Here is a 15257-nt window from a genome sequence, read left to right on the forward strand (position 1 = left end):
TCAAGGAAGGAACCATGACCACTGCACTGCTGATCATCGATGTCCAGCACGCCTTGTGCGCTGGCGAGTACGAATGCTTTGAGATCAAACGCGTCATCGAGAACATCAACGGCCTGAGTGCCAAGGCCAGGGAGGCAGGGATTGCGGTCATCCTCATCCAGCACGAAGAAAAGGGCGACCTGCTGCAACATGGTTCTGAGGGCTGGAAACTGGCCGAAAGCCTCAAGACTTCGCCGGAAGACCTTCGCGTGCGAAAAACAAATCGAGATTCGTTCTACAAGACCCACTTACAATCCCAATTACAAGATATGGGCACCGACCGCCTGATCATCTGCGGGCTGCAAACCGACTATTGCGTCAACGCCACCGTCCGCCAGGCCTTGAACCTGGGCTATGACGTGGTGCTCGCCGCCGATGCGCATTCCACCGTCGACAATGGCAACCTTGCCGCCGAAGACATCATCGCCGAGCACAACGCAGACCTGGCGCACTTGACGGGGCCCGTGGCCCGGATCGACGTCATTCCATCCAGCGAAATACGCGTTTAAGCACCGAAAATATCGATCAACTCCGTGAGGAACGCACTCACCAGATCCCGCTGACGCGCCGAATGCCGAACCGCCGCATGAAAGCCGACCTCATAGCGCAGCAACTCGGGATTCAGCGGATGCAACTGCCCCAGCTGTTCATGCTTCGCCGCATAGTGCTGCGGCAGAAAGCCCAAATGCTGCCCCGACAGAATCAGCAGCGCCGCGCCGTCCATGCTGTCGGTGAGTACGGTCAGGCGTTCGATCGAGGTGGGCGCGGGCATTTCCGGCAACGGGTGGCTTGGCCATACCCAGTCGTAATCGCGGACATCATCCCGGGTCAACTTACCCACCTGCTCGAACAGCGGGTGAGCCGGGGCGCAGTAGGCGATCTGGGTTTCCTGGAACAACGGGAAGTAATCGATGTTGGGCAAGCGGTGCCAGAAGTAACCGATCGCCAGATCGATATGGCTGTTGATGATTTTCTCTTCCAGCAGCGACGACGACAGTTCCGTGAAGTGAAAATACAGGCCTTCATGGCGGGCCCTTAAACGCGCGATAGCCAGGGCGATTTTCTTGTTGGCAACCGGGTCGATCTGACCGAGCAAACCGATGTTGATGTTGCCCGACACCTTGCGATTGATGTGCTGGACTTCAACCCGAAAACCTTCGGCCGCCGCCAGCAGTCGGCGGGCCGCCTCGACAAACTGGCCGCCCTTGGGCGTCACCGAAAAACCGCCGCGCCCGCGCTCACACAGACGAAATCCCACCCGCGCTTCCAGCGTCGCCAATTGCGCACTGATGGTCGGCTGAGTGGTGTTGAGCGCGGTTTGCGCCGCCGAGATGCCGCCCGCCTCAACGACGGTCAGAAAGACCCGGATCAAACGCAGATCCAGCTCCGATACAGTGCCCAGCATGGGTGTCCCTCAAGGTTCAGTCACATAGACGCAGATCTATGTAAACAGTGTGCCTGCGATATTTTATAGCCCTGATCAAGGCCCTACATTGCAATGAAACCGGCGCTTTGCCCATAAAAACAACAATCAACTGCATAGGAACAATCGTATGTCAGGGTCTCCTCATTCTGCGCACGCCCTCGAGGCGAGTGGCGGGTTGGCCATCGAAGGCCACTCGATCGATTACATTCCGGAAAACGAACGTCACGCCAAACTCAGCAGCCAGGGGCCTTTCTGGTTCTTGGGCAACTTTCACTTCTTCACCATCTCCATCGGTTTTGTCGGTCCGAGCCTCGGCTTGTCGGCGCTGTGGACCGTGGTCGCCGGTGCGCTCGGGATCATGTTCGGCACCATTTTCATGGCCTTCCACGGCTCGCAAGGTCCCAAAATGGGCCTGCCGCAAATGATCCAGTCCCGTGCCCAGTTTGGTTATCGCGGCGTGATCCTGGCCTTGATGGCGACGATGTTTGTCTTCGTCGGCTTCAACGTGGTGAACATCTCGCTGATCATGAACGGCCTCGAACACGTCTTCGGCATCGACCCGACTATTGTCGCCGTTGCCGTGGTGTTGATCGGCGCGCTGCTGTCGATCTACGGCCACGACCTGATGCACAAAGCCTTCAAGTGGGCGTTACTGGCGACCTTGCCGCTGTATGCGCTGGTCACCATTGCCTTGATGTTCGGCGCCGGCCAGGAAGGCGTCGCACCGGCGACCGATCTGGGCTTCAGTTGGGTGGCGTTCGCCACGTTGTTTGCCATCGGCGCGAGCTACAACATTTCCTATGCGCCGTATGTCTCCGACTATTCCCGTTACCTGCCGAAAAACACCAGCCGGCCAAAACTGATCGCCGCCATCTTCATCGGTGCATCGTTGTCCGGCGGCTGGATGATCGGCCTTGGCGCCTGGCTCGCGCAGCAGTTGAAAGCGGCGGACGCGCTGGTGGCGCTGAACCAGGTCGGATCGTCGATGATCCCAGGCCTGGGCAATGTGCTGGTCATCGTCTCGGTGCTGGGCTTCCTGCCGATCATCGCGCTCAATACCTACAGCGCCATGCTGACCTTGTTGACGGGCGTCGACTCGATCAAAAAAATCACGCCGACACCCCGTGCCCGAGTGATGTCCATCTCCGCAATCAGCCTCATCCTGTTGACCTGCGTACTCTCGATCAAAGGCGACGGCATCGCGCTGTTGAACACCTTCCTCGTGCTGCTGTTGTACTTCCTCGTGCCGTGGACTGCGGTCAATCTGGTCGACTACTTCTTCGTGCGCAAAGGCCGCTACGCGATCCCGCACTTCTTCACGCCGAAGGGCATTTATGGCGCCTGGCAATTCCGCGGGATCGTTTCGTACCTGATCGGTTTTGCCGCGATGGTGCCGTTCTTCTACATCTTCGACGCCGCTGCCGGCAAAGAGGTGTTCGTCGGCCCGCTGGCGCGCATGCTCGAAGGCGTGGACATCGCCTGGCTGGTCGGCCTGGTGGTTTCCGGCCTGACGTACTACCTCCTCAGCCGCTCGATCGATCTCGAATACGAACGCCGAATCATCGACTCAATCACCGAGAGCGACATTGTTTCCATGGCTAATCAGCCAGCGGAGGAGGGACGTTGAACAGCGTGAAAAATACCGTGGTCGCCTGCTGCCAGGTGGCACCGAAAATAGGCGACCTTGCTTACAACCGGACACTGACTGAACGTGCGATTCGTTCGGCGGCATTGCAGGGCGCGCAAGTGGTGGTGCTGCCCGAACTGGTGCAAAGCGGTTACCTGTTTGCTGACCGTGACGAAGCGCTGTCCTTGTCCGAAACAACCGACGGACCAACCTTGCGTCTGTGGACGGCGCTGGCGAAGGAACTGAACGTCGTTGTAGTGGGCGGATTCTGCGAGCGACTGCAAGGCGATGAACTGGCCAACAGCGCGGCGATGATCGATGCCCAAGGCCTGCGCGCCGTGTACCGCAAGGCGCATTTGTGGGACGCCGAGAGCGAAATATTCAGCCCCGGCAACGACGCACCGCCGGTGGTCGAAACCGTCCATGGAAGGATCGGCATGCTGATTTGCTACGACCTGGAGTTTCCGGAATGGGTGCGGTTGCCTGCACTTGCCGGCGCAGAATTGCTCTGCTCGCCCGTCAATTGGCCCGATGGGCCGAGGCCGCCCACCGAGCGCCCGGCCGAAGTGGTGCGGGTTCAGGCCAATGCGTCGGTGAACCGGATGTTCATTGCCGCGTGTGATCGGCATGGGCATGAACGCGGGGTGGGTTGGGTGCAGGGTTCGGTGATTGTTGATGCAGATGGTTATCCGTTGGCCGGGCCGGCGGAGCAGGGGGGCGAGCAGATTTTGCTGGCGACACTTAACCTTGCCGAGGCGCGGAACAAGCGGATCAGTGCGCGTAATGATTTGCATCGGGATCGGCGGCAGGGGTTGTATGGGTGCAGTCACAGATAGGCTGAATATTCAAACGCACATCACCCGAGACAGTCACCCCCACCCACGTCGAAGTGGGTGGGGGGGCTCAGGCTATTGCGTTAACCAGCCCCTAACTGGCATGGCGGTGCAAATCAGCTTTGCAAAAATGCCAGCAGATCGGCGTTGACCTTATCGGCATGAGTAGTCGGAATACCGTGCGGTGCACCTTTGTAGGTGATCAGCTTGCCGTTCTTGACGAGCTTGGCCGACAACACTCCGGAATCTGCATAAGGAACAACTTGATCATCGTCACCATGAATGACCAACACCGGGATCGTGATCCCCTCCAGGTCTTTGGTGAAATCGGTCTGCGAGAAGGCGACGATGCCTTCGTACTGCGCCTTGGTGCTCCCCATCATTCCTTGGCGCCACCAATTCTGGATTACGCCTTCTGATGGCTTCGCGCCGGCCCGGTTATAGCCGTAGAAAGGGCCGGCAGGAACGTCGCGGTAGAACTGTGCGCGGTTCGCCGCAACCTGCGCTTGAAAGTCATCGAAGACAGATTTCGGTGTGCCACCCGGATTGCTGTCGGTTTTGACCATCAATGGAGGCACTGCGCTAATTAGAACGGCTTTGCTCACGTTGCGCTCACCATGCCGCGCAATATAACGCACCACCTCACCACCGCCTGTGGAGTGGCCAACGTGCATCGCACCCTGGGTGCCGAGCTTTTCGACTACTGCAGCGACATCGTCGGCGTAATGGTCCATGTCATGGCCGTCCCAAACCTGACTGGAGCGACCGTGCCCCCGACGATCGTGTGCGATGACGCGGTATCCCTTATTTACGAAGAACAGCAGTTGTGAATCCCAATCGTCGGAGCTTAGAGGCCAGCCATGGTGGAAATGAATGACCTTGGCATCGCGAGGACCCCAGTCCTTGTAGAAAATCTCGACGCCGTCTTTGGTAGTTACCGTTGCCATATCGTGTACTCCTTGCGTTTTGCTTAGAGGTAGCGGGAGGTGGTTGCTGGATGATGCTAGCGTGGGTAGAGCAAAGTAGCTCACTGCAATGGCGCCCCCGAGGAGTAATTGGCGGCGGAGCCTATCGACGTCATGGCCGTTTTGAGCATTCGGTTTCAGAATTTTTTTCATTGCTATACTTCCGATTATTCAGTGAACGGCCCATTTCCTGAACAGTGATGAGTCGTCAATGTGGTGGTCGGCTAAAACATGCAGTTTGCGAGATTGAATTGAGGATTGAGCATAGGCGACCCCTTGGTGAATATGATTAGTTGACGGTCATTTTAGGCTTATACACATTCATTGAAACGGTTGAGATTGACATTGCTGCGTTAAAAAACTGACAAAATCACTGAGATTGCATTGCTGATCTATCCCGATCGTCAAATGGCCGCGATGATACAAATTCATTGAAACTGACGAGGTCGACAGTGTTGCGATCAAAAACGGAAAACATTACAGAGATTGCATTACTGATCTATCCCGATTGCCAAATGGCCGCGATTTATGGTCTGACTGATCTATTTCGAATCGCCAATGAGTGGGCAGCCTATCCGCATGAGGATAATCGCCACAGCCGCATCCGCGTAACGCATTGGCAACTTGATCCTGCGTTGGGAAGTATCGAATGCCGTTGGGATAGCGATCCTGGTGAGGCGCATTCCCCGACCTTCGCTATCGCACCTCCTAGCGTTGCGATGCCCGATCGCATGTCTGCGATGCCCCCCGAGGCGGCATGGTTGACCGGACTGCACAGGAGTGGCGTAATCGTCTGTTCGATATGTGCAGGCGCATTTGTACTGGCCCAGACCGGCCTTCTCGCACGACGGCGAATTACCACTCACTGGGCATTTGCCGAACTCCTTTCCCGTACGTGTCCCGACGCTCAGGTCGTGACTGAGAAAGTTGTGATTGACGACGGAGATATCATTACTTCAGGTGCGATGCTTGCCTGGAATGATCTTGGTCTCTTGATCGTTGATCGGATTATGGGGGCCAGTGTGATGCTAGCCACTTCGCGTTTCATGCTTAGCGAAGGGGTGCGCGACGACCAGCGATCATTAGAAGGATTTCTCCCAAGGCTTGATCACGATGACAATGCAATACTGGCGACCCAGCACTACATTCTTTCTTCGCCTGGCGTGAATCACACTATATTCAGCCTGTCAGAGCGATCTCATCTTACGGAAAGGACCTTTATTCGGCGCTTTCAAAAGGCAACAGGATTGAATCCCGCCCACTACGTCAAGCAGGCAAGAATGGCCAAGGCGCGGGATGCTCTCCAATTGGGAGACCGGCCGATTATGCAGATTGCAGCCGCATTGGGGTACGACGATGTGAGCTCGTTTCGAAAGGCTTTTCAGTCTGTCGTTGGCATGTCTCCCACCGCGTATCGCCAGCATTTTCGAGGCAGACGAGGGAGCCGGTAACTCGAATTACCCAGTGTTTCCCAGGTTAAGAATGTAGTACTTGCCGTCTATTCTTAATCGAATAACAAACCGATGAGATTCCATCCTACCCCGATAGTAAAAATAAGAAGAATGAGTATGGACGTTAGAGTTATCGACTCATGGGGCATGATGGTAGCTCCATAAAATAGCAACGTACGATGAGTGGCAAACTTAGGTCTGAGCATTCATTAACTATTGAATGCATATGCCTGGAGAGTGCCGCTGACCCGGTTGAAACAGCTTGGCTCTTTAGATCGATGTTCTAGTTAGTGTTCAGCAAGCTTTATGCCAAACTTCAACAGCGTATAAGTCCTGCCACTTTAACCAATGTTTTGGCCTGTTTCGATATGGGCCTTGGATAAACAAAGCCCGTTTATGGGGGTGTTTCCTCTGAAGTGGGGAGGTGTTTTTAAAGTGTGTTCTGGAGGCGCTAAACCTGAACTAACTGATTGAGAAACTCTGGACCGAATGCTGCCGGTCGCTAGTGGCTGGAATCGATGGCTGCCGTATGAAAGGCAGCTATCGACCCATTGAGATTTCCGCCCAGGAACACAACCTGCCACGCCGCGAGCAGCCTTCCGGGCCATTCCTGACCAAGCCTGCGGCGTTGCGGTCATGTCAGCGTGTTACCGGGGTGCCGAGACCGCCACGGTCACCGTCGCCGGTGTCGATAGCGCGCCCTTGGTATCGCTGGCTTGATAGGTAAAGCTGGCGACGAACGATGCGGCGATTGTGGGCGGTGGTGTGTAGATCACACGTAGGCCGTCGGTGCTGACTGTGACCGTGCCCTTGCCGGCGCTCGGTTGCGTCAGACCCACCACTTTAAGTGGCACATTACCGTCAGGGTCGGAGTCGTTGGCCAGGACATTGATGGTCAGCGGTTTGCCGTCTCTGTTGGTGGCGCTGTCGGGTTTGGCGACCGGTTTTTTGTTTTCGCCTTCGCCCGTGCGGAAGGTCGGCAGCGCCGCCGAGTTCACATAGGTGACGCCGTCCCAGCCGGGCAGGGGCGTTGGCATCAACTGAAACTGACCGGGCCGCTCGATGTCCCAGCGCAGCAGCATCGAAGTGTCCTCATGCTGGGTGTTGTGGCAGTGCTCCATGTAGGTCCCGGCGAACTCGCGGAAGCGGATCGCCATTTCGACATCCACTGAACTGTCGATGCCCTCGCCAATGCGATAGACGTCCTTGCGCGCCCATTTTTCCCATTCCGGCGGCGCCTTGCCGTCGCGGTTGAGGACGATGCCTTCTTCGAAGTGCACGTGCACCGGGTGGTTCCAGCCGTTGCCGCCGTTCCTGATTTTCCACACCTCAAGGGTGCCGTCGCCGGAGTACCCGGCATCCGTCGGACCGTTGGCCAGTTGCGGAGCAGCGCTGATTCGCCGTGAGTCCATCTGATAGCCAAAACCACCGTCGGTCTTGATGGTCCAGGGAGCTTCGTCGGTGCCATCGGAGCGACCGAAGATGAACTCGCGATGCCGCGCCAGTTTGAGTTTGGCCTGCACCGTCGGATCGTCACGGTTGAGGGTCAGCGGAATCATGATTTTACCCACCGCCTTGCCCGGTTTGGCCGGCTCGTACTCGGCAGGGTTCATGCTCACATCCGTGCCGCTGTAAGGCTGCACCACCATTTGCATGAATTTGCCCACCACCGGGTCGCCGCCGTCCCATTCCAGTCCTTTGCTACCCAGCTTGAGCACCGCTTTGTACTTCCCGGACAGTACATCCGCCAGGCTCACCGGTTCTATCTCTGGCCCCCTGCCGCCCTGGTGCACCATCAGGTTGACGAAGTACAGCTTGTCGCCAGTCTTGATCCCGTTTTTCGCGAAGTTGACGATGATGTCGTAACGCTCGGCGATGCCCTGGGTCGGCAGGATAGCGTTGTGGTCCTGCATGTCACCGTCGCCGTCCATATCCATGCTGCCGTCGAACGGCACGGCGTGCTCCATGATGTTGCCGTCGTTACCAATCATGTGGAACGGCACGCGCGCATAAGACACGCCGGAACCTGCCGGTCCGGGGAATTCGCCGCCGCTACCGACGATTTCACGCACCAGCGCGATCCGGAAGTAGCGCGACACCGAGCCGTTGAGGATGCGGAAACGATAGCTGCGAGCACGCACGTTCAGGCGCGGCTGGTACTGCCAGTTGACCAGGATCTGATCGCCGAGGAAGCCGTCGGTGTTGAACGGGTTGAACCACAGCTGGCCGTTCTTATCCCAGGCCTTGTCGGCCACCATGAGGTTGACATCATAGTCGCGGTTGCCCCAGGGCAGCGCCGAACCGCTGGGCAGGCGCAGATTGACGCCGTCCTCGACCGCCTCGTTACCGCGATCGAGGGCGCTGTAGTAGTTCATCATCACCGCGTTGCCCTTGTAGACGTTCTGCGCGGTGAAATCGAGCATGTGGTCGTGGAACCAGTGAGTACTCATGGTCTCGCGCCAGTCGCCTCGAATCTTGATGGTGCCGTTGTTGCAGGTCTTCAGGCCCGGGGTGGCGTCGTTGACGAACAGGGTTTCGCCCGGGGCGCAGGGGAACGCCGCGCGAGGGTCTTCAGCCTTGGTGTTGATGGTGTCGTAGCCGGCCAGTTGCATTGGCCAGCGATAGTCGTAGTACTGCCCCGGAAAGAAAAACGCATTGGTATAGCCGTCGCTTTCGGCCGGGTTGTGGCCGTTGTGTTCGTGGGTGCTGAGGGTGTGCAGGCCGAAACCCATGTTGGCGGCAGGGTCGATCGGCAGGGCGTTGTAGTGACGCATCAGCACCGGTTGGCCATAGCGCACCATCAGCAGTTTTGTTGGAAAGGTGCCGTCGAAGGTCCATAGCGCCTTGTGGTTCTGAATCGGCATTTTGGGGTGAAAACGGGTATCGATGCCTTTGGTGGTGCCCGTGGTGGTCGGGATGTCCGAGGTCTGGTAGTAGAGCCCGCCAGGCCCGAATTCACCGACGGCGTAGTTGTGCATTTGTCGGCGGTCGCGCATGCCGCCGTTGAGTTTGGCGCCGGCTTGCACGGTCTTGAAGGCGACCTGCGGGTAGAACTCGTTCCAGCGCTGATGGGACCAGCCTTTTCCTGGCGGACGACCTTCGGCCGGCGAACCGACCGGATGGCGGTTGAGGAAGGCTTCAATCTGCGATTTCCACGGGTTGCGATCCAGCACGTTGGCGTATTGCGCCGGAAACGGGTAAAGCCCGGGCTGGCGCATGAAGGCTTCCAGTGCCGCACTCGACGGACCGCTGCGAGCGATGCTGTCCGGGTCCTGCTGTGGCGCCGGGCCGGCAAGCGGCACAGGGAAGGTCAGTGTCGGGGCGGGCAGGGTCGGGTCGAGTTTCTCCGTGCCGAACTCCTCCATCAGCAGCAGTTGCTGGGTGTAGGGTTGCGCCCCGAACAACGGGCTGGGTTTGCCGTTGGTGGGGATTTTGAACGAGGTTTGCAGGGCCGGCGGCAGCGCGTTGTCCGCGCGTGGGGTGTTGCGGTCACCGTACGCGCCGTTGGGCAGAGCAATCGCGCCCTGGTTGGTCGGCGGCATTGTTTTCAAGGCTTCCAGCGCTGCCGCAGGGTCGGCGGGCGGGTTGGTATACGCCGAAGGGTCCGTCGGTGGCGGCTGGCTGACATCGTCGAGCGGCACGGCATTGGCGGTGTTGAGCGTAAGGAGCATCGCACAGGGCAGGCTTGACCTGCGCAGCAACACGATGGAATTGCATGGTGGTTTTGCGCGTTTCATTTTTCACCCCTCGCGTGATGCCCCGCCGTCTCCATGTTCGGGACGACAGCTAATGCGGGTACAAGGTGTGGAGCAACAAACGAGCCATTACAGCGGCGCGAAGAAAAAGTTCAGTTTCATTGACTGGCGGCTATAAGTGTGACAAATGATCGAAAGTATGGTGGGTGAAATTCCTCAAAAATGGTTGAATATACCCATTTTTGGTGGGTGTAGTGCCCCGTTTGTGGGAATAATAATTGATCATTTTCGACAGCTAAAAATCAGGCCGTCAACCACCGGAATGCGATTTCATCAGTGTCGGAACGTTGAGAGTGGTTCAGCGGGGCGGTGATAAAAGAGGCGGGATTTGATCAATCAAAGTTACCCGGAAGTGGGGCACCGGTCGGCCATCATTCGGCTCGACCGGCCGACAGGCGAACGTCAGTTGGTGACCAGCAATTCCGGACCAAGGTAGTTATTGATCTGGTCGATATCATCGTCGCCCAGACTGCCCACCGAAGAGGCCAGGCGCAGACGCGACATCAAGTAGCGCAACTTGGCTTCGAACAGATCGTGTTGCGCAACGAAGAGCAGCTCCTGGGCATTGAGGACATCCGAATTGGTGTTGGTGCCGCCTTCCTTGAAACCCTTGCGTGTCGACGTCAATGAGCGTTCGTTGGATTCCACGGCCCGCTCCAGCGCATGAATACGCTTGGCGCCGCTGTGGATGCCGGCATATTCGCGGGTGGTTCCGGAGATGACTTCTTGTCGCGTGGCGTCGAGCTCGTCCAGGGCCTTGTAACTATTGGCGCTGGCTTGGCGTGTCAGTGCGCTGGTACCGCCACCGTTGTACAGCGGGAAATTGACTTCCAGCCCGATTGAGCCGTAGCGGTTGCGTTGATTGAGTTCGGAGATTGATTGGCTGTCGCCCGCCGTGTAGCCGGCAACGAAATCCAGTGTTGGCCAGTGTCCCGCCTTGGCGCGCTTCACTTCTTCTTCAGCGAGGTCACTGCTATGACGGCGCGCATGGATCAGCGGGCTATCGGTCTGAGCCTTGACCAGCCAGTCCTGCAGGTTGCTCGGTAGCAGTGGTGGCGTATCGAAGCCCGGACGCAAGGTGGTCAGCGATTCGGGTGTTTCTCCGATGTGTTCCTCAAGCTTGCGGCGCGCATTGATCAGGTTGTCCTGAGCTTCGATCAGCTCGGCTTCGGCGAGGTCGCGACGAGCGACCGATTCGTCGATGTCGGTGACAGTCCCGGCCCCCAGCTCCATGCGCCGTTTCGCCGAAGCGAGTTGCTCATCGAAGGCGCTCAGCTTGGACTTGGCGAGGACAATAGTTTCGCTGGCCAGGAGCACGTCGAAATAGCTTTCGGCCAGGCGCACCGCAGCGTCCTGACTCTTGGCGTCGAACACTGCGACGCTGTAGTCGGCGCGTTGTTGACCTTGGCGGTATTCGGCCATTTTCTGTTTGTTGAACAGTGGCTGGCGCAAGCGCACATTGGCGCCCTTGGAGTCGTAGTCGAGATCCCTTTCGATGCCGTTCTGGCGCTGGGTGCCATTGACCTTGTTGTCGTAGGCCGAGGCACTGATCTGCGGCAGCAGGCCGGCCTGGCCAATGGCGCGGTTTTCCAGGCCAGCCTGTTTTTCATGCACGGCGGCGCGGTAGACGGGGCCCTGGTACTGCAGCAGGTCCCAGGCTTGTTTGAGGTCCATGGCACTGGCCGGTAGGGACAGCCCCAGCAGGCAGAAGATCAGGCAATGACGGTCCATTTCATTGTTCCTTGAACGAGCTGTCGACTCGCTCGAGCATGGGTTTGAGGAGATAGCTCATCAAGTTGCGCTCGCCGGTCTTGATGGTGACGCTGGCGGGCATGCCGGGACGAATGTGGTTGCTGCCAAGCAGGCTCATGCCGTCGGGCGTGACTTCCACCTGGGCCAGGTAGTACGGCTGCTTGCTTTCCTCGTCGAGCAGGCGGTCGGCGGAAACGGTCTTCACGCGGCCAGGGATGTTGGGCGTCCGGGCATGGTTGAAGGCCGGGAAGGCAATGTCCACGTCAAGGCCGGGGACCATCTTGTCGATGGCCTGTACGGGAATCATCGCGTCGACCTGCAGCGGTTCGTTGTCTGGCACGATTTCCATGATCTTGAAGCCGGGCTGAATGATCCCGCCGATGGTCGCGATGCTCAGGGACTGGACCATGCCATCGATGGGCGAGCGAATGACCGTGTGGGTCACTTCATAATCCAGCGCACGCAGGCGGTCGGCCAGGGTAGTGTTTTCCTTGGCGGTGTCGGTGAGCTGCGATTCGACTTCCTTCTGGTAATCGTGCTGACGCTGCAGGATGCGCAGTTTGATTTCGGTGGCCTGGCTGCGTATGCGAGCGATGTTATTGAGGTTTTCGGCCTGGCCTGCGGAGAGGTCGGCGTTGCTGCGTTCCAGCTCAAGCAGCCGGTTGCGCGGCACATAGCCTTCGGCTGCCAGCATGCGGGTGCCTTGCAGTTCCTGACTGAGGAAGTTGATCTGCGAGGCGCGGGCGCCGTAGACCTGTTGCAGACCCTTGAGCTGCACCGCCGACGCGGCGAGGTTTTCCTGGAGGATGCTGATTTCGCCAGCGAGGCCAGCGCGCCGGGTATCGAGCAATCGTTGTTGCAGATCCATGGCGGCGACCAGGCGGTGGTCGTTGCCGAAATGCTTGAGCAATTCGGGGTCGTAGTTCACCATATCGTGGCCGTCGCGTTCCGCTTCCAGGCGGTTTTCCACCGTCTTGCTGACGATGTACTGGGCGCTGACTGCACCCTGTTCGGCAACGGCACGCAGCGAGTCGAGGCGGACCAGTTCCTGGCCTTTTTTCACGGCATCGCCTTCGCGTACAAGAATGGCCTCCACGGTTCCGCCGCTCAGATGTTGCACGGCTTTGCGATTGCTGGTGACTTTCACCGTGCCTGTCGCGACCACGCCGGCATCGAGCGGCGCCAGCCAGGACCACAGGAGGAAGCCACCGAAGCCGGCGAGTACCAGCCACATGCCCCTGCGCATGGGTTTGCCGACGTCCAGATCCACCACGTTCCGGGGATCGGTGTGAATCATCTCGATGTGTTGGTTCATTTGCATGATCGGTCACTCCCGTGCTTTGACGGAGGCCAGCGGAGTCGACGTGCCTGCAGGCATCACTTGGGTCTTGCGCAGCGCTGCGAATACTTCGTCACGAGTGCCCAGCATCTGAACGCCGCCGTCGCGCAGCATCAGCACCTTGTCGACGGCGCAGAGCACGTTCGGGCGGTGGGAAATCAGAATGACGGTGGCGCCACGGCCCTTGAGTTGGGCCAGCGCATCGACCAGGGCCTTTTCACCGACGTCGTCGAGGTTGGCGTTCGGCTCATCCAGCACAATCAGATTGGGCTCTCCATACAGCGCGCGGGCCAGGGCGATGCGTTGCTTCTGGCCACCGGAAAGCGGGCTGCCATCGGTGCTCAGGCGGGTCTCATAACCCTGGGCAAAACGCAGGATCATCTCGTGCACGCCCGTCGCTCTTGCGGCGCGGATGACCGCGTCGCTGTCCACTTCGCCAAAGCGCGCAATGTTCTCGGCGATGGTGCCTTCGAACAGCTCAACGTCCTGCGGCAAGTAACCTAGCCAAGGGCCCAGTTCGCCCTTGTTCCAGGTGAAGATGTCCGCGCCGTCCAGGCGCACCTTGCCGGCCTGCGCCGGCCAGACGCCGACCAACAGGCGGGCGAGGGTGGATTTGCCCGAGGCGGATGGACCGATGATGCCAAGGCTTTCGCCGGGCGAGAGGTTGAAGCTCACCCCGCGCAGAATCGTGTTGCCGGTGCCGGGGGCGCCGGCAAACACGTTCTCCACCGCCAGCATGCCAAGCGGCCGTTGCAGCGACATGCTGGGTGGCCGGCGCGGATAGTCTTCAAGCATCTCGTTGAGCCGGCCCCAGGCCGAACGGCAACCGAGCAGTTGCTTCCACGACGCGATGACTTGTTCCACCGGGGCCAGCGCACGGCCGGTGAGGATCGAGCAAGCAATCATCATCCCGGGGGTGATCTTGCCTTCGATCGCCAGCAGCGCGCCGGCGCCGAGGATCAGCGACTGCAACGTGATGCGCACGAAGCGCCCGGTGCTGCTGATCAGGGCGGCACGGTCGGAAGCCAGGGTCTGCATTTCGAGGATGCGCAAATGGCTTTGGTACCAGCGCTTGCCAATCGACGGCAGCATCCCCATCGCCTCAATGACCTCGGCGTTGCGCAGGTTGTTGTTGGCGTAGCAGGCGGAGGAGAGGGCGGCCTGATTGGCTTCGGCCAGCGGCTTCTGCGTGGCCTTTTCGGTGAGATACGCCAGGAACACCAGAATCAGCGACCCGATCAGGGTGATCAGTCCGAGCAGCGGGTGGATCAGATAGGCGACCAGCAGGTACAGCGGCGTCCAGGGCGCATCGAAAAAAGCGAACAGGGAATTGCCGGCGAGGAACTGACGCACTTGCGCGAGATCTTGCAGGGCCTGGGCCGGATTGCCTCCGGCACGACTCAGGTTGCGCTCGAACGCAGCAGTGAAGACGCGTCGGTTGAGGTCCATGTCGAGGCAGTTGCCGACCCGGATCAATACGCGAGTGCGGACTAATTCCAGCGTGGACATCAGCAAGAACAACCCAATTACCAGCAAGGTCAACATCGTCAATGTCGTGACGTTGCGACTGACCAGGGCCCGGTCGTAGACCTGGAGCATGTACACGGCTGGCGTCAACATCATGACGTTGATGACGCCACTGAAGCCTGCCAGCGAATAAAAACTGCGGCGCAGACGAAAAATCGCGTCAGCCAGTTCGGATCGGGTGCTCGAGAGCTTGTGCATTTGAAAGACCCTCACCGAAAAAGTCGGTTGTGCCTGCGTCAAAAAAGCAGCAGCAAATGTTGTCGCTAACCATAGATGTAGTTGCGAATGCTTCTCGTGGACACAAGCGATAGCGTTCTTGAAAAAGTTCCATAAATTTTTATGTTCACATGCAGCAGCGTAGGTGGCGTTTGTTTCTCTAGCGATACAGTTTGAAATAACATTTCGCTCTAGCTATTCATCTGAATTTCTATAACTCGTTTAAGAACAGTAAGTTGTCAGACCAGATTCCGATTTTATTTTTTTGCGGCGTAATATTGACATCGCATGGCTATGCAACTTTAGTCATGTGCAAGGGCGCCCGTC

The 15257-nt window shown here is 58.4% G+C and carries 10 protein-coding genes; 4 read left to right on the forward strand and 6 right to left on the reverse strand.

Annotated elements, in window-relative coordinates; genetic code table 11:
• The first annotated feature begins 14 nt into the window (after positions 1 to 14).
• Entirely contained in the window at positions 15 to 548 is a 534-nt protein-coding gene (locus ACA049_RS11425) for a cysteine hydrolase family protein (protein ID WP_497335445.1), read from the forward strand.
• On the opposite strand, the gene ACA049_RS11430 is transcribed toward ACA049_RS11425, so the two are convergent.
• On the reverse strand, positions 545 to 1444 hold the full coding sequence (locus ACA049_RS11430) for a LysR family transcriptional regulator (protein ID WP_497335447.1): 900 nt from the start codon (positions 1442 to 1444) through the stop codon (positions 545 to 547). The genes ACA049_RS11425 and ACA049_RS11430 overlap by 4 nt on opposite strands.
• Positions 1445 to 1592: 148 nt before the next feature.
• Between ACA049_RS11430 and ACA049_RS11435 the strand changes: the two genes are divergently transcribed.
• Positions 1593 to 3092 carry a purine-cytosine permease family protein gene (locus tag ACA049_RS11435; RefSeq protein WP_497335449.1) on the forward strand — a complete coding sequence of 500 codons (1500 nt, stop codon included), beginning with the start codon at positions 1593 to 1595 and terminating at the stop codon, positions 3090 to 3092.
• The gene (locus ACA049_RS11440) at positions 3089 to 3928 is read left to right on the forward strand and encodes a nitrilase family protein (protein ID WP_497335451.1); all 840 of its coding nucleotides are present in this window, start codon (positions 3089 to 3091) and stop codon (positions 3926 to 3928) included. Before ACA049_RS11435 ends, ACA049_RS11440 begins: the two co-directional genes overlap by 4 nt.
• A 113-nt stretch (positions 3929 to 4041) precedes the next feature.
• Here the strand turns inward: ACA049_RS11440 and ACA049_RS11445 are convergent, their stop codons facing one another.
• Positions 4042 to 4872 carry an alpha/beta fold hydrolase gene (locus ACA049_RS11445; protein ID WP_497335453.1) on the reverse strand — a complete coding sequence of 277 codons (831 nt, stop codon included), beginning with the start codon at positions 4870 to 4872 and terminating at the stop codon, positions 4042 to 4044.
• A gap of 470 nt (positions 4873 to 5342) precedes the next feature.
• On the opposite strand from ACA049_RS11445, the gene ACA049_RS11450 reads away from it, so the two are divergent.
• On the forward strand, positions 5343 to 6341 hold the full coding sequence (locus ACA049_RS11450) for a GlxA family transcriptional regulator (RefSeq protein WP_497335455.1): 999 nt from the start codon (positions 5343 to 5345) through the stop codon (positions 6339 to 6341).
• A gap of 647 nt (positions 6342 to 6988) precedes the next feature.
• Here the strand turns inward: ACA049_RS11450 and ACA049_RS11455 are convergent.
• The 4 genes from ACA049_RS11455 to ACA049_RS11470 form a co-directional block, all read right to left on the reverse strand.
• Positions 6989 to 10012, reverse strand: coding sequence for an Ig-like domain-containing protein (locus tag ACA049_RS11455; protein WP_497336821.1), 3024 nt, complete (start codon positions 10010 to 10012; stop codon positions 6989 to 6991).
• Positions 10013 to 10498: 486 nt separating this feature from the next.
• Positions 10499 to 11827 carry a TolC family outer membrane protein gene (locus ACA049_RS11460; protein ID WP_497335457.1) on the reverse strand — a complete coding sequence of 443 codons (1329 nt, stop codon included), beginning with the start codon at positions 11825 to 11827 and terminating at the stop codon, positions 10499 to 10501.
• Position 11828: 1 nt separating this feature from the next.
• Positions 11829 to 13169, reverse strand: a complete 1341-nt coding sequence (locus ACA049_RS11465) for an HlyD family type I secretion periplasmic adaptor subunit (RefSeq protein WP_497335459.1) — start codon at positions 13167 to 13169, stop codon at positions 11829 to 11831.
• A gap of 6 nt (positions 13170 to 13175) precedes the next feature.
• On the reverse strand, positions 13176 to 14912 hold the full coding sequence (locus ACA049_RS11470) for a type I secretion system permease/ATPase (RefSeq protein WP_497335461.1): 1737 nt from the start codon (positions 14910 to 14912) through the stop codon (positions 13176 to 13178).
• Positions 14913 to 15257: the final 345 nt, after the last annotated feature.

The organism is Pseudomonas sp. LBUM1662 (assembly GCF_059695915.1).